Below are 14807 nucleotides of genomic sequence, written 5' to 3' on the forward strand. Positions count from 1 at the left end.
TTTCTATCGGGCGTCAGCTTGCCTTGCCAGTCGACTTGCCATGTTGCTGGCCCTGCTGGCTGCCCTGGACGTTGCCCTGGATCGTGCCGTCACGCGCATCGGCTTCGACGCGGACACCGGCCTCCGCGCCGTTGCCGCCGCTTTGCAGGTTGCCGCGGTGGGCACTGCCATTCCCGCCACCCTGCTGGAACGGATCGCGGAAGTTCTTCAGCGTGTCCTGCTGGGTGCGCAGGCTGTTCTGCGTTTCTTCGGAGGCTGCGCGAGACACCTCGTCGGCCAGGGATTTGGCCGTGCGCGACGCCTGGGGCACGTGCTGCTCGGCGACACGGGCCAGTTCGACCTGGGAGTCCGCCACGACGCGCGAGAGATGCTGCTGGTAGGCGCGAATCTTTTCCGCCGCCGGTTGGGCGCGCGATGCGGCGGCCGAGATGGCCTCGGTCGGATGCGTTGTGGTCATCAGTTGTTGACTGGCGATATTCGTTTCTTCCAGCAAGGTCTGGCCCAGCTGGATGTTGGCTTCGACGATGTTCTGGATCGAACGCGACCACGATTTCGACATGTCGTTGAGAAACGCAACCTGTGCATCCAGGTGCGAACGAACTGCGGGCGTAACGGATTGCGAGAATAGGAACATGTGTGACCTCATGAAAGTGTATCCGGTCTGAAAATTGCGACGCTGTGGCACAAAGATGCCAGAAATCAATTGATAGTTAGATTTTGCATCGCACAATCGCACTGCTCAGCACATATGCGTTCTAGCGCGAGTTCGTTAGACTAGACGCTTTTCATGACTTTTCAATGTCGGTTTCAATCGTGCGCACGACGTTTCTGTCCTGAATCATAAACTTCCGCCGTTTTCGGCCAATATATTTTTCGCCTCATATTCGCCGGGAAATTTATGAGGAATTGCTGCATTGCAGCAGGTCTGTCGTGGAAGTATGAAACGGGTTGGCGGCGCGTGGCGCCATGACTTGAGCGAGCGTCCGGGTGTCAATCCCGGGCCGTGCGCCATTCCTGCGAGCTGGCCGTCGATTCGTGCTCCGGGCAATTGGTCTGACGCCACTTGCCGTGCTTCTCGATCATGTCGATGCTCGTCGTCGGCGCGCGCTCCGTCATGCAATAGGTGCCACCGCCCGAGATCACGCGCTCGCGGCGCGCGCCGTCGCCCGTGTTGTTGACGAGTTCCGCCACCTTCGGCGCCTGGTACCACGCGTTCGGCGCCATGTCGGCCGCGGCCTGGATGCCCCTGCGCAGGCGGATCTGCGGGCTGTCCGGCGGTGCGACGATATACGGATTGTTTTCCTTGCGCAGCGCGCGGTCGATGGCGCCGACGTCGCGCCGGGCGCGTTCCAGCATGGCGGCGCCGGCGGAGGGCGGCGGCGGTGCCGCGGGCGTGCTCGCGGCGGCGGGCGGGTCGGCCGCGGGCGTGTCGGCCGCGGGCGGCGCCACGGCGGGTGCGGCCGGCACGGTCACGCGGGGCAGGGTGATTGCGCCTGCGCGCGGCGCTGCCTGCGGGCGCGCGGGCGCCTGTTCCTCTTGTTCGCGCCGCGGCTGGGGCGCGGCGGGCGCCGGCAGCCGGATCCACTGGATCGTCGAGCGCGGCGGATCGGGCGCGACGGTGGGCGGCCGGCGCGTCATCTGCCAGCCCAGGACCAGGACGGCATGCACGACGAGAGTGACCGCGATGCCGACGTGGCGGCGGTCGCGCGGCGGGAGCAGGGCAGGGGCGGTGGCGATCATGTCGGCCCAGTATAGCCAGCGCCGATCGCCACATCCTCACACATTGTTGCGCCGCCGGCCTGGATCAGCGGCGGCGGAAACGGTCGTCGTACAGCGGGTCGGGCCCGTTGAGCATCTGGCGCACGACGCCCTGCGCATCGAAGTGCACGTTCATCATCGAGTTCCACACGCCCGCTTCCTTGTAGCGGTACGACCAGACTTCGTAGTCGTGCGCGTACACCCGCGACACCTCGGCCGGGCGGCCGAAATTGCGCAGGATGTCGTCCTTGGTCCACCGGTCGACCTTGACCTTGCCGAAGTTCTCGCTCGTGAGCACCTGGTCGTACGAGACGAGGCGGCCGTCCGGGCCGATGCGCGCCATGTACTGGAACTGGCCCATCGGCTGGCCACGGTATTCGAGCACCTGGCCGCCGGCGGGGTCCGGATAGACGGCGTTCGGCTGCCCGAGCTGCGCAGTGACGGCGGCCAGCGGCGCCCCGATGGGCGGCGGCTGGCGCAAGATCGTCGTGCAGCCTGACAGGACCAGCGCCAGGGCGGTTACGCGCAGGGTCGAACGGAGCGGGTTCATCATCGCAATCTCCTGGGTTACAGGCCCTTCGAACGGTCGTCGAGCAGCGGATCCGGCGTGTCGTCCGTGCGCCGTACTTCGCCGCGGACGTTGAAATAGATGTTCCTGTACGAGTTCCAGACACCGTCCTGCTTGTAGCGGTACGACCAGACTTCGTCACCCGTCGCGCGGTCGCGCGAGACTTCGGCGGGGCGGCCGAAGCTGCGCAGCACGTCGTCCTTCGTCCAGCGGGCCGGCTGCACCTTGGCGAAGTTCTCGCTGGTGAGCGCCTGCTCGTACGCCACGAGGCGGCCGTCGGCGCCGATGTGTGCCATGTGGTTGTACTGGCCCATCGGCTGGCCGCGGTATTCCAGCACCTGGCCGCCGGCGGGATCGGGGTAGACGGCGTCCGGCTTGCCCAGCTTCGCGGTCACGTCGGCCAGCGGCGTGCCGGCCGGCGGCGTGCGGTTGAAGGTCGAGCAGGCAGACAGGGACAGGGCGATGCCCAGGACGGCGGCGGTGCGGATGAGAGTGTTTTTCATGTATGTACGGTTCAGCGGGCATGCCATTGTGGCATCGCCAACCCGCCGATTTTAACGGAAGCGGCGGAAAAACTGGCCTCGCCCGCGCTTTTCCCATATACTTCCCGGTCTTGGCCTTCGGGCCAGGTTTTTTATCAATTCACGGTGCGCTGGGTTCCGACTCTTGCACCGCATGTGAAAGGCAACATCATGACCGTAGAAAACATCAACAAGGCCGCGATCATCGCGGACAACGCACGCGGCGACAAAGACACCGGTTCGCCGGAAGTCCAGGTTGCACTGCTGACCGCCCGCATCAACGAACTGAACGGCCACTTCAAGGAACACCAGAAGGATCACCACTCCCGTCGTGGCCTGATCATGATGGTCAACCGTCGTAAGAGCCTGCTGGCTTACCTGAAGGCCAAGGATCTGAACCGTTACCGCGACCTGATCGCCAAACTCGGCCTGCGTAAGTAATCAGCAGTTCCCGAGCATTGCGCCAGACGGCCCAAGCTTCGAAATGCCTGCGTCAGTTTCACTGTCGCGGGCATTTTTCGTTTTGGCCGTCGTTGAGTTTTTCTTTGAAGTAAGTCGGGGTCAGAGCACAACCGTGAACACCGTGCTCTGACCCCGAAGGAAAAAAATGTAGTCGAGGTGAACGACAGCGCCTGAAAATCTGTCGGCAAATAGAAAGGGATTACCCATGTTTAACAAAGTTACGAAAACCTTCCAGTACGGCGACCATACCGTCACCCTCGAGACCGGCGAAATCGCCCGTCAAGCCAGTGGCGCCGTCCTCGTGTCGGTCGAAGACACCGTCGTCCTCGCGACCGTCGTGGCCAAGAAGGATGCCAAGCCAGGCCAGGATTTCTTCCCGCTGACCGTCGACTACATCGAGAAGAGCTACGCCGCGGGCAAGATCCCGGGCGGCTTCTTCAAGCGTGAAGGCCGTCCGTCGGAGAAGGAGACGCTGACGTCGCGCCTGATCGACCGTCCGATCCGTCCGCTGTTCCCGGAAGGCTATCTGAACGAAGTCCAGGTAATCATCCACGTCCTGTCCGTCAATCCGGAAATCGATCCGGACATTCCGTCGATGATCGGCGCCTCGGCCGCCCTGTGCATCGCCGGCATCCCGTTCAACGGCCCGATCGGCGCGGCCCGCGTCGGCTACGCGAACGGCCAGTACATCCTGAACCCGACCACGACCCAGCTCAAGACCTCGCAGATGGACCTGGTCGTCGCCGGTACCGAACACGCCGTGCTGATGGTCGAATCCGAAGCGCAGCAGCTGTCGGAAGAAGTCATGCTGGGCGCGGTCGTCTACGGCCACGAGCAGATGAAGGCCGTCATCGACGCGATCCACGCGCTGGTCGAAGAAGGCGGCAAGCCGGAAGTCGAATGGGCGCCGGCACCGAAGAACGAAGCACTGATCGCGCAAGTCGCGCAACTGGCCGACGCGAAAATCCGCGACGCTTACCAGACCCGCGAAAAATCGGCGCGCCAGCAAAAACTGAAGTCGCTGTCGACCGAAGTGCTGGCCGGCCTGGCCGCGCAGGGCGTCGAAGCGGATGCAGCCGAAGTCGGCAACATCCTGTTCGACATGGAAGCCAAGGTCGTGCGTTCGCAGATCCTGGAAGGCGAGCCGCGCATCGACGGCCGCGACACCCGCACCGTGCGTCCGATCTCGATCCGCACGAGCGTCCTGCCGCGCACCCACGGTTCCGCGCTGTTCACCCGCGGCGAAACCCAGGCCCTCGTGATCGCCACGCTGGGCACCGGCCGCGACAGCCAGAAGATCGACGCGCTGATGGGCGAGTACACCGACGACTTCATGATGCACTACAACATGCCCCCGTTCGCCACCGGTGAAACCGGCCGCGTGGGCACGCCGAAGCGCCGCGAAATCGGCCACGGCCGCCTGGCCAAGCGCGCGCTGGTCGCCGCGCTGCCGTCGCCGGAAGAGTTCAGCTACTCGGTCCGCCTGGTGTCGGAAATCACCGAGTCGAACGGTTCGTCGTCGATGGCGTCCGTCTGCGGCGGCTGCCTGGCACTGATGGACGCCGGCGTCCCGATGAAGGCCCACGTGGCCGGCATCGCGATGGGCCTGATCAAGGAAGGCGGCAAGTTCGCCGTCCTGACCGACATCCTGGGCGATGAAGACCACCTGGGCGACATGGACTTCAAGGTCGCCGGCACCACCGCGGGCATCACCGCGCTGCAGATGGACATCAAGATCCAGGGCATCACGAAGGAAATCATGCAGGTGGCGCTGGCGCAAGCCAAGGAAGCCCGCCAGCACATCCTGGTCGAGATGCAGAAGGCCGTGCCGTCTGTGAAGACGGAACTGTCGGACTTCGCACCGCGCCTGATCACCATCAAGATCAACCCGGAAAAGATCCGTGACGTGATCGGCAAGGGCGGCGCCGTGATCCGCGCGCTGACCGAAGAGACCGGCACGCAGATCGACATCACCGACGAAGGCATCGTGACCATCGCGTCGGTCGACGCCGCCGCCGGCCAGGAAGCCAAGCGCCGTATCGAAGAGCTGACCGCATCGGTCGAAGTGGGCAAGACCTACGACGGCACCGTGCTGAAGCTGCTGGACTTCGGCGCCATCGTCCAGGTCATGCCGGGCAAGGACGGCCTGCTGCACATCTCGCAGATCGCCAACGAGCGTGTGAACGCCGTCGCCGACTACCTGAAAGAAGGCCAGCAAGTGCGCGTGAAGGTCCTCGAGACCGACGAGCGCGGCCGCCTGAAGCTGTCGATGAAGGCAGCGGCTGCGGATGACGCGGCGGCAGCGGCGCAGTAAGCCTTGCCTCCGGACGCCGCGGCGTCCAGACTACGAAAACCGCCAGTGCGTGAGCCTGGCGGTTTTTTTTATTGGCGGGGCCTATCTCAAGCCTGCCTGGTGCCAAATTTGGTGCTGAATTTAGGTCTATGGTAGGATGTCGTCATCGACCGTGGAGGCACCATGAACTTCGTGCAGAACATTCAGCCCATCAGCTACCTGAAAACGAACACCAGCGATGTGGTCAAGCAGGTTCAGGAGACGCGTCAGCCTGTGATGATTACCGTGAACGGCAAGGTTCAGGCTGTCATCCAGGATCCCTTGAGCTATCAAAAAATGCAGGATCAGCTCACGATGCTCCGCATTCTGGCGCATGGCCAGAAGCAAATCGAAAAAGGCGAGGTAACCGATCATGAAGATCTCTTTGCCCGGTTCGACGCGGAAGACAAGGAAAGCTGAACGCCTCCATGAACATCATCTGGACGAATGCCGCGCGCGACGATGTGCTTGAAATCCGCGCGTACCTGAAGCGGTATCAGTCGCCCGCATTCGTCAAGAAGGTCACTGAACAGATCCGGGACGAAGCCGGTTCACTCAAGGACTGGCCTTCGAAGGGTACCTACGTGCCGGAATTGGAAGAGCTCCAGCTGGATCAGTATCGCGAGCTTCTTGCGGGCCAGCATCGCATCATCTTCGAACGCGCGAGCGAAGCGTTCTACATTCACATTGTTTGTCATACGAGCCGCGATCTCGAGGCACTCCTGCGTCGACGGCTGTTGGCCGATGCGTGAACCAACCTTTCCCGCCATCTCATTCATGGTCTTGGATTAACTCATTCATCAATGTGATATCTCAGTCGTAGTCGATTGCCGAGATATTCCTTTTGGAAATGCTCAGTATTTGAACATGAAATTGGATTTATATCTCATCCGTTCGCATAATGTCCTTACACCAAACGAACCGGAGAAGAGAAATGAACATCGCCAAGAACATGGAATCGATCTTTGTCGCAGCCGTCGTCGTCGTCGCCAGCGTGGCGAACGCGATCGCCGCACCCGCCGCGCCGCTGGAAATTGCCGCGCCCCGCGCCGTCGTGTCGGCTGCGCCCGTGATGGAATCCCCGCTGATCACCATCGTCGTCGTCGGCAAACGCCTGACGGCTGAACAGAAAGCAAAACGTGCCTGAGCCGGCGTCATGCAGCATTGCCCATCGTCACCGCATGTAGTTTCCCTGTTCGTCAGCAACTAAAACCGCCAGTGCGTGAGCCTGGCGGTTTTTTGTTTCTGCCGCTCCACAGAATTTGCATTTCCCGCGCCTTCACCAAAAGAAGTTTCCCAAAGTTACCACTACGGTAAACCTTTGACGCCTCATGCTGCAAAGCTGCAGAATATATCGAGGTTTCCCCGCCTATCGTGTCGTGTTGTGCAGGAAATGGGTGGTATAGTTGGTCATTTGACAGAATTGCCGGGGCCGCAAACTGGCCCAAACGGCACAACCTTTCACTCCAAAAAAGGAATACAGATGACGACCCAGGACTACGCGAACCGCATCAGCCAGCTCATCCAGGATCATCAGGCCGACATCGGCTCGGAGTGGATCGAGCAGCTGGAAGCGCTGACGGTGCGGTCGAGCGTCGTCTCGAAAGACCAGCTGCGCAAGCACTGCCAGCAATTCCTGGCCGCGTTCGCCCAGGCCACGCGCGGCGGCGAACTGCAGAACATCGACCACCGTTCGTGGGACGAGGTGCGCGACATCCTGAGCGAGATCTCGTCGACCCGCGCCAGGAACGGCTCGACTCCCAGCGAGACGGCGACCTTCGTGTTCTCGCTGAAGCAGCCGCTGTTCACGCGCCTGAACGAAGGCTTCGCGGGCGACCCGGCCGCGCTCGCATCGGCCTCGTGGACCATCAGCTCGCTGCTCGACAAGATGGGCCTGTACACCATCGAAGTGTTCCAGCGCGCGCGCGACCAGATCATCGTGCGCCAGCAGCAGGAATTGCTGGAACTGTCGACGCCCGTCGTCAAACTGTGGGATGGCATCCTCGCGCTGCCGCTGATCGGCACGCTGGATTCGGCGCGCACCCAGGTGGTGATGGAGAACATCCTGCAGAAGATCGTCGACACGGGCGCCGCGATCGCCATCATCGACATCACCGGCGTGCCGACCGTCGACACGCTCGTCGCGCAGCACCTCATGAAAACGATCGCGGCCGCGCGCCTGATGGGCGCCGACTGCATCATCAGCGGCATCCGTCCGCAGATCGCGCAGACCATCGTGCACCTGGGCGTGAACCTGGAAGACGTCGTGACGAAGGCCACGCTGGCGGACGCGTTCCTCGTCGCGCTCGAGCGCACCGGCACGTCCGTCATCAAACGCACCGCCCACGCATAAGGACCGCGCATGGAACGCATCCCGATCCTCCGCATGGGCGACCTCCTGCTGGTGACGATCCAGGTCGACATGCACGACCGCCTGGCGATGACCCTGCAGGACGACCTCACCGAACGCATCGTGCGCGACCGCGCCAAGGGCGTCCTGATCGACATCTCGGCGCTCGACCTGGTGGACTCGTTCATCGGCCGCATGATCAGCAACACGGCCGCGATGGCGCGCGTGCTCGATGCGCAGACCGTGGTGGTCGGCATGCAGCCGGCCGTCGCGATCACGCTGGTCGAACTGGGTCTCACGCTGCACGGCGTGAAGACGGCACTCAACGTCGAGAAGGGCATGGCCCTGTTGGGAAAGACTGATTTTTGATGAGCGCTGCTCTCAACAACGCGGTGGTCTTCGAGTCCGAACTGCTCGAGCGGCACCGCCAGGACCGCACCGAACGCACGGCGCTGCCGCTGCGCTCGGACGAGGACGTCGTCGCGCTGCGCAAGCACGTGCGCGAACGGGCCGTCGCGATCGCGCTGTCGCTCGTCGACCAGACCAAGCTCGTGACGGCGGCCAGCGAGCTGGCGCGCAATACGCTCAAGTACGGCGGCGGCGGCATGGTCTACCTCGATGCGCTGACGGACGGCTTCCGCAAAGGCGTCGGCCTGATCTTCGTCGATAACGGTCCCGGCATCCCCGACCTCGAGATGGCGCTGCGCGACGGCTACACGACGGGCGGCGGTCTCGGGCTTGGCCTCGGCGGTTCGAAACGCCTCGTCGACGAATTCGACATCGATTCCCGCGCGGGGGAGGGCACTGCGGTGTCGGTCGTCAAATGGAAACGCTGATCAGTTCGCTGTCCCCGCAGCTCAACTTCGCCATCACCCACGCCAGCGACGTCTCGGCCGCACGCCGCGCCGGGCAGAAGCTGGCGGACGCGCTCGGCTTCGACGACGTCAAGGCCGGCCGCCTCGCGATCATCATCACGGAAGCGGCCACCAACATCCTCAAGCACGCGGGCGAGGGCACCGTCACGATCATGCGCACGCAGTCCGGCGTCGCGATGCCGGGCGTGGATGTCGTCGCCATCGACAACGGGCCCGGCATCGCCGACCTCGATTTCGCGCTGCGCGACGGCGTCTCGACGGCCGGCACGGCGGGCACGGGCCTCGGTGCGCTGCGCCGCCAGGCCGATGAATTCGACGCGTGGACCCGGCACGGCGGCGGCAGCGCCTTCTTCATGCGTGTCTGGCAGGGCGCCGCGCCACCCGAGCCCTGCGGCATCGAAGTGGGCGCGCTGTGCACGCCGCTCGCTGGCGAGGAAGAGAGCGGCGACGGCTGGGGCGTCACCTGCGATCTCGATGGCGCCACCCTGGTCGGCGTAGACGGACTCGGTCACGGGCCGGAAGCGGCAAAGGCCGCCGCCGGCGCCATCCAGGCGCTGCAAAAGCGTCCGGCCGCCCGGCCTGCCGAGGTGCTGCAGACGGCGCACGAACTGCTGCGCATCACGCGCGGTGCCGCGATGTCCGTGGCAAGGATCGACTACAGCGGCGGCGACATCCGTTTCGCCGGCATCGGCAACGTGGCCGCCGTCGTGTTCGACGGCACGGCGCGCCGCGCGCTCGTCTCGCACAACGGCATCGTGGGCCACAACATGCGCAAGGTACAGGAATTCACCGCGCCGTTCCCGCCCGGCGCGCTGTGCGTGCTGGCCTCGGACGGCATCCAGACCCAGTGGGACATCGGCGCGTACCCGGGCCTGCATGTGCACGCGCCCGCGCTCGTGGCGGCCGTGCTGATGCGCGACTTCATCCGCCGCCGCGACGATGCGATGGTGCTGGTCGCGCGCCGGAGAACGTCATGAACGTCCAGCGCATCCTCGCCGTGGGCCTCGACGACGAGCAGGACGTCGTGCTCGTGCGCCAGCGCGCGCGCCAGGTCTCGCACCTGCTCGGGTTTTCGCAGCAGGACCAGGTACGCATCGCCACCGCCGTCTCGGAAGTGGCGCGCGGCGCCTGCCAGGCCGGCTTCGGCGGCCGCGCCGCGTTCCTGATCCGCGAGGCGGGCCGGCGCCAGTCGCTCGAGGTGACGATCAGCGGCGGCAAGGGCGCGCACGGCAGCTTGCCGGACGATGCCGTCGTCACCGCGCACCGCCTGATGGACGAGTGCGAGGTCGCCGAGGACGAGCAGGGCGCCGGCGTGATCACGATGCGCAAGGCGCTGCCGCCGCAGCTGTGGATCGACCATGCGCGCCTGGCCGAGGTCGCGGGGCAGCTGGCCAAGGACAGCCCCGTCGCGAACACGTACAACGAACTGGAGCTGCAGAACCGCGAACTGGTCGCCACGCTGGCTGAACTGCGCGAGCGCCAGGAAGACCTGCTGTCGCTGACGCGCGAACTGGAAGACACGAACCGCGGCATCGTCGCGCTGTACGCCGAGATCGAGGACAAGGCCGACCATTTGCGCCGCGCCGACGAGATGAAGTCGCGCTTCCTGTCGAACACGAGCCACGAGCTGCGCACGCCGCTGTCGTCGATCCGCGCGCTGGCCAAGCTGCTGCTGGACCGCATGGACGGCGACCTGACGCCGGAACAGGAGCGCCAGGTGCGCTTCATCGAGGCCGCCGCAGCCGACCTGTCGGAACTCGTCAACGACCTGCTCGACCTGGCCAAGATCGAGGCGGGCCGCGTCGAGGTGGTGGTGGCGCCCATCGTCGTGGACAACCTGTTCCGCGCGCTCAAGGGCATGCTCCGTCCGCTCGTCGACGATGCGCGGGTCGATCTGATCTTCGAACCGTGCGACTATGTCGAGGCATTCGATTCGGACGAGGGCAAGATCGCGCAGATCCTGCGCAACTTCATTTCGAACGCCCTGAAATTCACCGAGCAGGGCGCGGTGCGCGTGTCGGCCTTCCACGATCCCGAGGCCGACACGATCACGTTCGCGGTGGCCGATACCGGGATCGGCATCAGCCCGGACAACCTGCAGTTGATCTTCGAAGAGTTCAGCCAGATCGAACACCCGCTGCAGCGGCGCAGCAAGGGCACCGGCCTCGGCCTTCCCCTGTGCCGCAAGCTGGCGGATCTACTCGGCGGCCGCGTGGACGTGGTCAGCCAGCCCGGCGTCGGCTCCACCTTCAGCCTCGTGCTGCCGCGCTTCTTCCCGGCCCAAACTGTGCAGCGCAACGCTGGAATCTGAGGAACGCAACATGACTACCCCGACTTTGATCCTCAACGTCGACGACAACGACGGCGCCCGCTACGCCAAGACGCGCATCCTGCAGAGCGCCGGCTTCGACGTCGTCGAGGCCAGCAACGGGACCGATGCGCTGAATGTCGTCAAGCGCGGCGGCGTGGCGCTCGTGCTGCTCGACGTGAAGCTCCCGGACATCAACGGCATCGAGGTGTGCCGCCGCATCAAGGCCGACCCGGACAGCGCGATGGTCCTCGTGCTGCAGACGTCGGCCGCGCTGACGGGCCGCGCCGACAAGATCCGCGGCCTGGAAGGCGGCGCCGACAACTATCTCGCGGCGCCGATCGAGGCCGACGAACTGGTCGCCAACGTCAACGCGCTGCTGCGCATGCGCCAGACCCAGAGCGCGCTGCGCGACAGCGAGGAACGCTTCCGCCAGCTCACCGACAACATCGAGGACGTGTTCTGGATGTTCTCCGTGCCGGCGCGCGCGCTCGAATACGTCAGCCCGGCCTATGCGACGATCTGGGGCCGCCCCATCGACACGCTGGAACGCGAGCCGGGCAGCTGGCTCTCGGCCGTGCATCCGGACGACCGCGCCTACGTCGCGTCGCTGTGGGATGCGCTGCAGACCGCGCCGCACTACGAAGCCGAATTCCGCGTGATGATGCCGGACGGCTCGCCGCGCTGGGTGCGCGACCGCCTGTTCCCCGTGCGCGACCGGCGCGACGAGGTGTACCGCGTGGCGCGCGTGACGAGCGACATCACGCGCCGCAAGGAGATGGAAGCCCTGCTGCGCGCGGCCGACGCCAACAAGAACGAATTCCTCGCGACGCTCGCGCACGAGCTGCGCAATCCGCTGTCGCCGATCCGCAATGCGGCGGCGCTGCTGGGCGCGTCCGGCAACGGCGCCAGCGAGCACCAGGCGCGCGCGCGCGACGTCATCACGCGCCAGGTCGACCATCTCGCCCACCTCGTCGACGACCTGCTCGACGTGGCGCGCATCTCCGAGGGCAAGATCGTCCTGCGCCAGGAAGAGGTCGAGCTGAAAGGCGTGATCGCCCAGGCGGTCGAAACGGCCGGCCCGCTGATCGCGGCGCGCGAGCACAAGCTGGACGTCGTCCAGCCGGACCGCCAGATCTGGCTGAGGGGCGACCCGGTGCGCCTCGCGCAATCGATGGGCAACCTGCTGCACAATGCGGCCAAGTTCACGCCGAAGGGCGGCAGGATCAGGGTCGAGGTGACGCTGCAGGACGCCGTCGTGCGCATTGCCGTGCAGGACAACGGCATCGGCATCGCCGAGGACAACCTGTCGCGCATTTTCGGCATGTTCGCGCAGGCCGCCGTCCCGCCGGACCGCGCACCGGAAGGCCTCGGCATCGGCCTGTCGCTCGTCTCGCGCCTGCTCGAGATGCACGGCGGCCGGTTGTCCGCCACGAGCCCCGGCATCGGCCTCGGCTCCACGTTCACCGTCGAGCTGCCGGTGCTGCGCACGGCGGAGCAGGGCGCGCAGGCGGCCGAGGCGCCGTCCGGCGCACCGGCGCCGGCGTCGGGCGGCCGCAAGATCCTGCTCGTCGACGACAACGTCGATGCGATGGAGATGATGGCTTTCCTGCTGGCCGAGATGGGCTACGAGGCGCACACGACCGCGGATGCCGGCAACCTCGTGCAGATGGCGCTGGCGTTGCGGCCGGACGTGATCGTGCTCGACATCGGCCTGCCGGGCGTGGACGGCTACGAACTGGCGCGCATGCTCAAGCGGCATCCGCAGCTGGCCTCGACCCGCCTCGTCGCGCATACCGGCTACGGTTCACCGGAAGACCGGCGCAAGGCGCAGGACGCCGGGTTCGATGCGCACCTCGTCAAGCCGGCCGAGCTGGAGGATCTGGAAAAGGCATTGCAGGGTTGATGGAACGTGCGTCAGCGCACGTACATTCGCGCTGCATCGGCCTAATCTGGCGCCATCATTGCCACCGATGGAGGCCATCATGCCCAAGGGAGCCAGCCCGAAACGCGAGCGCGAGTACAAGAAGCTCGAGACGGAATTCAAGAAGGAACACCGCTATCCCGGCCGCGAGGAAGAGGTCGCGTCGCGCATCGTGAACAAGCAGCGCGCGGAGCACGGCGAGACGAAGCAGTCGTCGGGCGGCGGGTCGAAGCAGTCGGCGAAGAAGTAAAACCCCCGGACTTGCGCCCGGGGGCTGGTGCGGTTACTTGTCGGTGACCGTAAAGTCGCCGAACGCCTTCAGCTGCTCGCCGACGGCCTTCGAATCGCCCACCACGACGATGGACTGGTTCTCCGGCGCGAAGTACTTCTTCGCCACGTCGCGCACCTGTTCCGGCGTGACCTTTTCGATCAGCGGCACGTACTGGCCCAGGAACTCGGCCGGCAGGCCCACGAGCCAGTTGCTGGACAGCGTGTTCGCGACGGCGCGCTGCATCTGGTTGCTCAGCAGGTAGCCGCCCGCCACGTAGCGCTTGTGCATCTTCATCTCGTCCGCCGGGACGAGGTCCGCGCCGATGCGCTTGTACTCGTTGAAGTACTCGGTCAGTGCGGCGCCCGTGACTTCGTTGCGCACGTCCGCCCCGCCGACGATGCCGCCGCCTTCGCGCAGCAGGCGCGCGCCGGCCGAGGCGCCGTAGGTGTAACCCTTCTCCTCGCGCAGGTTGATGTTCACCCGGCTCGAAAAGCCGCCGCCCAGGATCGTGCTTGCCAGGCGCAGCGGGATCTGGTCGGACGCCGTCGCCGCGATGCCGGGGCTGCCCAGGCGCAGCGTCGACTGCACGCTGCCGCCCCGTTCCAGCAGCAGGCGCACGGGTTTTGCCGTGGCCGGGGCCTTCGGCACGTCGGCCGTGGCCGGACCGCTCGCCTTCCAGTCGCCGAACGCCTTCTGCGCGAGTTTCAGGGCATCCGCTTCCTTGATGCGCCCCGTGATCACGAGCAGCGCGCGCTCCGGACGGAAGCGTTTCGCGTGCTCGGTGCGCAGCAGGACTTCCGTCGTCGACTCGATCGATTCCGCCGTCGGCGTCATGTGGCCGTACGGGTGATCGCCGTAGATCGCACGGCTGATCGCGCGCTCGGCGCGGAAGCGCGGCGTCGTCTCCGACACGCGCAGGCTTTGCAGTGCGTTCGCCTTGGCCAGCGCCACTTCGTTGGCAGGGAAGGCCGGCGTGCGCACGACTTCGGCCAGCAACTGCATCATCGGCCCGGCCTGCGACGCGAGCGCGCTGGCCTGGACCGCGATGCCGTCCGCGCCGGCGCCGGCGGCCACGGAGCCGCCCATGCCCTGCGCCGCTTCCGCGATCGCGCGCGAGTCGCGTTTCGCCGTGCCTTCGTTAAGCAGGCCGGCCAGCAGGTTGGCGAAGCCCGGGTGTTTCGCATCGTCCGCGACGAGGCCCGCGTCGCGCACGGCCAGCACCATGTCCACGCGCGGGATGCCCGTGCGCGGCACGATCCACACCTGCAGGCCGTTGGCCAGGGTCTTCTTGCCGATGTGCGGGACGGGCAGGGGTTTGTCTTTCGCATAGGCCGGCATCGCGGCCGGCATCGCGTCCTTCGGCACGTCCGCGGCTTGCGCCGGGTGGGCGAACAAAGCGCCCACGATCATCGTCAGCATCAGTTTGTTCATCGATGCG

17 protein-coding genes are annotated in these 14807 nt (G+C 65.5%); 12 read left to right on the forward strand and 5 right to left on the reverse strand.

Annotation, left to right across the window (positions count from 1 at the left end):
* Positions 1-13: 13 nt before the first annotated feature.
* From ASD28_RS29300 to ASD28_RS29315, 4 genes are all read right to left on the reverse strand, one after another.
* The gene (locus ASD28_RS29300; protein ID WP_056137004.1) at positions 14-634 is read right to left on the reverse strand and encodes a phasin family protein; all 621 of its coding nucleotides are present in this window, start codon (positions 632-634) and stop codon (positions 14-16) included.
* Between the two features lie 356 nt (positions 635-990).
* A complete protein-coding gene (locus ASD28_RS29305; protein WP_056137005.1) occupies positions 991-1740 on the reverse strand; it encodes a hypothetical protein in 750 nt (249 codons plus the stop codon).
* 64 nt (positions 1741-1804) lie between these two features.
* Positions 1805-2311 carry a hypothetical protein gene (locus ASD28_RS29310; RefSeq protein ID WP_056137007.1) on the reverse strand — a complete coding sequence of 169 codons (507 nt, stop codon included), beginning with the start codon at positions 2309-2311 and terminating at the stop codon, positions 1805-1807.
* Between the two features lie 14 nt (positions 2312-2325).
* On the reverse strand, positions 2326-2829 hold the full coding sequence (locus ASD28_RS29315) for a hypothetical protein (protein ID WP_056137008.1): 504 nt from the start codon (positions 2827-2829) through the stop codon (positions 2326-2328).
* Positions 2830-3018: 189 nt separating this feature from the next.
* On the opposite strand from ASD28_RS29315, the gene rpsO reads away from it, so the two are divergent.
* The 12 genes from rpsO to ASD28_RS29375 all read left to right on the forward strand — a co-directional run bounded on the left by rpsO (position 3019) and on the right by ASD28_RS29375 (position 13348).
* Positions 3019-3288 carry a 30S ribosomal protein S15 gene (gene rpsO, locus ASD28_RS29320; protein ID WP_056137414.1) on the forward strand — a complete coding sequence of 90 codons (270 nt, stop codon included), beginning with the start codon at positions 3019-3021 and terminating at the stop codon, positions 3286-3288.
* A 226-nt stretch (positions 3289-3514) separates the two neighbouring features.
* Positions 3515-5623 carry a polyribonucleotide nucleotidyltransferase gene (pnp, locus tag ASD28_RS29325; RefSeq protein ID WP_056137010.1) on the forward strand — a complete coding sequence of 703 codons (2109 nt, stop codon included), beginning with the start codon at positions 3515-3517 and terminating at the stop codon, positions 5621-5623.
* A 162-nt stretch (positions 5624-5785) separates the two neighbouring features.
* Positions 5786-6061, forward strand: coding sequence for a type II toxin-antitoxin system Phd/YefM family antitoxin (locus tag ASD28_RS29330; RefSeq protein WP_056137012.1), 276 nt, complete (start codon positions 5786-5788; stop codon positions 6059-6061).
* 8 nt (positions 6062-6069) lie between these two features.
* Positions 6070-6393: a type II toxin-antitoxin system RelE/ParE family toxin gene (locus tag ASD28_RS29335; protein ID WP_056137014.1), complete on the forward strand. Its 324-nt coding sequence runs from the start codon at positions 6070-6072 to the stop codon at positions 6391-6393.
* A 182-nt stretch (positions 6394-6575) separates the two neighbouring features.
* On the forward strand, positions 6576-6788 hold the full coding sequence (locus tag ASD28_RS29340; protein WP_056137016.1) for a hypothetical protein: 213 nt from the start codon (positions 6576-6578) through the stop codon (positions 6786-6788).
* A 336-nt stretch (positions 6789-7124) separates the two neighbouring features.
* Complete coding sequence (locus ASD28_RS29345; protein ID WP_056137018.1) at positions 7125-7994, forward strand: STAS domain-containing protein; 870 nt, start codon at positions 7125-7127, stop codon at positions 7992-7994.
* A 9-nt stretch (positions 7995-8003) separates the two neighbouring features.
* A complete protein-coding gene (locus tag ASD28_RS29350; RefSeq protein WP_056137019.1) occupies positions 8004-8360 on the forward strand; it encodes an STAS domain-containing protein in 357 nt (118 codons plus the stop codon).
* A complete protein-coding gene (locus tag ASD28_RS29355; RefSeq protein ID WP_082577662.1) occupies positions 8360-8827 on the forward strand; it encodes an anti-sigma regulatory factor in 468 nt (155 codons plus the stop codon). The genes ASD28_RS29350 and ASD28_RS29355 overlap by 1 nt, the downstream gene beginning before the upstream one ends.
* Positions 8815-9843: a SpoIIE family protein phosphatase gene (locus ASD28_RS29360; protein ID WP_056137020.1), complete on the forward strand. Its 1029-nt coding sequence runs from the start codon at positions 8815-8817 to the stop codon at positions 9841-9843. Before ASD28_RS29355 ends, ASD28_RS29360 begins: the two co-directional genes overlap by 13 nt.
* Positions 9840-11177, forward strand: a complete 1338-nt coding sequence (locus tag ASD28_RS29365; protein ID WP_056137022.1) for a sensor histidine kinase — start codon at positions 9840-9842, stop codon at positions 11175-11177. Before ASD28_RS29360 ends, ASD28_RS29365 begins: the two co-directional genes overlap by 4 nt.
* A gap of 10 nt (positions 11178-11187) precedes the next feature.
* Positions 11188-13080 (forward strand): response regulator, encoded by a 1893-nt coding sequence (locus ASD28_RS29370; protein WP_056137024.1) that lies wholly within the window; start codon positions 11188-11190, stop codon positions 13078-13080.
* Positions 13081-13159: 79 nt separating this feature from the next.
* Positions 13160-13348: a hypothetical protein gene (locus ASD28_RS29375; RefSeq protein ID WP_056137417.1), complete on the forward strand. Its 189-nt coding sequence runs from the start codon at positions 13160-13162 to the stop codon at positions 13346-13348.
* A 33-nt stretch (positions 13349-13381) separates the two neighbouring features.
* Here the strand turns inward: ASD28_RS29375 and ASD28_RS29380 are convergent, their stop codons facing one another.
* Positions 13382-14800 carry a pitrilysin family protein gene (locus tag ASD28_RS29380; RefSeq protein ID WP_056137026.1) on the reverse strand — a complete coding sequence of 473 codons (1419 nt, stop codon included), beginning with the start codon at positions 14798-14800 and terminating at the stop codon, positions 13382-13384.
* Between the last annotated feature and the right edge of the window lie 7 nt (positions 14801-14807).

Origin of the sequence: Massilia sp. Root133 (assembly GCF_001426525.1) — a bacterium.
Taxonomy (GTDB): Bacteria; Pseudomonadota; Gammaproteobacteria; order Burkholderiales; family Burkholderiaceae_D; genus Telluria; species Telluria orientalis.

What these genes read in the sequence shown, in the direction of transcription:
- ASD28_RS29380 (WP_056137026.1), bottom strand. Translation starts at nt 14,800, where the DNA reads ATGAACAAACTGATGCTGACGATGATCGTGGGCGCTTTGTTCGCCCAC.
- ASD28_RS29300 (WP_056137004.1), bottom strand. Translation starts at nt 634, where the DNA reads ATGTTCCTATTCTCGCAATCCGTTACGCCCGCAGTTCGTTCGCACCTG.
- ASD28_RS29375 (WP_056137417.1), top strand. Translation starts at nt 13,160, where the DNA reads ATGCCCAAGGGAGCCAGCCCGAAACGCGAGCGCGAGTACAAGAAGCTC.
- ASD28_RS29340 (WP_056137016.1), top strand. Translation starts at nt 6,576, where the DNA reads ATGAACATCGCCAAGAACATGGAATCGATCTTTGTCGCAGCCGTCGTC.
- ASD28_RS29310 (WP_056137007.1), bottom strand. Translation starts at nt 2,311, where the DNA reads ATGATGAACCCGCTCCGTTCGACCCTGCGCGTAACCGCCCTGGCGCTG.
- ASD28_RS29305 (WP_056137005.1), bottom strand. Translation starts at nt 1,740, where the DNA reads ATGATCGCCACCGCCCCTGCCCTGCTCCCGCCGCGCGACCGCCGCCAC.
- ASD28_RS29335 (WP_056137014.1), top strand. Translation starts at nt 6,070, where the DNA reads ATGAACATCATCTGGACGAATGCCGCGCGCGACGATGTGCTTGAAATC.
- ASD28_RS29350 (WP_056137019.1), top strand. Translation starts at nt 8,004, where the DNA reads ATGGAACGCATCCCGATCCTCCGCATGGGCGACCTCCTGCTGGTGACG.
- ASD28_RS29345 (WP_056137018.1), top strand. Translation starts at nt 7,125, where the DNA reads ATGACGACCCAGGACTACGCGAACCGCATCAGCCAGCTCATCCAGGAT.
- ASD28_RS29315 (WP_056137008.1), bottom strand. Translation starts at nt 2,829, where the DNA reads ATGAAAAACACTCTCATCCGCACCGCCGCCGTCCTGGGCATCGCCCTG.
- ASD28_RS29330 (WP_056137012.1), top strand. Translation starts at nt 5,786, where the DNA reads ATGAACTTCGTGCAGAACATTCAGCCCATCAGCTACCTGAAAACGAAC.
- ASD28_RS29370 (WP_056137024.1), top strand. Translation starts at nt 11,188, where the DNA reads ATGACTACCCCGACTTTGATCCTCAACGTCGACGACAACGACGGCGCC.
- pnp (WP_056137010.1), top strand. Translation starts at nt 3,515, where the DNA reads ATGTTTAACAAAGTTACGAAAACCTTCCAGTACGGCGACCATACCGTC.
- ASD28_RS29365 (WP_056137022.1), top strand. Translation starts at nt 9,840, where the DNA reads ATGAACGTCCAGCGCATCCTCGCCGTGGGCCTCGACGACGAGCAGGAC.
- ASD28_RS29355 (WP_082577662.1), top strand. Translation starts at nt 8,360, where the DNA reads ATGAGCGCTGCTCTCAACAACGCGGTGGTCTTCGAGTCCGAACTGCTC.
- rpsO (WP_056137414.1), top strand. Translation starts at nt 3,019, where the DNA reads ATGACCGTAGAAAACATCAACAAGGCCGCGATCATCGCGGACAACGCA.
- ASD28_RS29360 (WP_056137020.1), top strand. Translation starts at nt 8,815, where the DNA reads ATGGAAACGCTGATCAGTTCGCTGTCCCCGCAGCTCAACTTCGCCATC.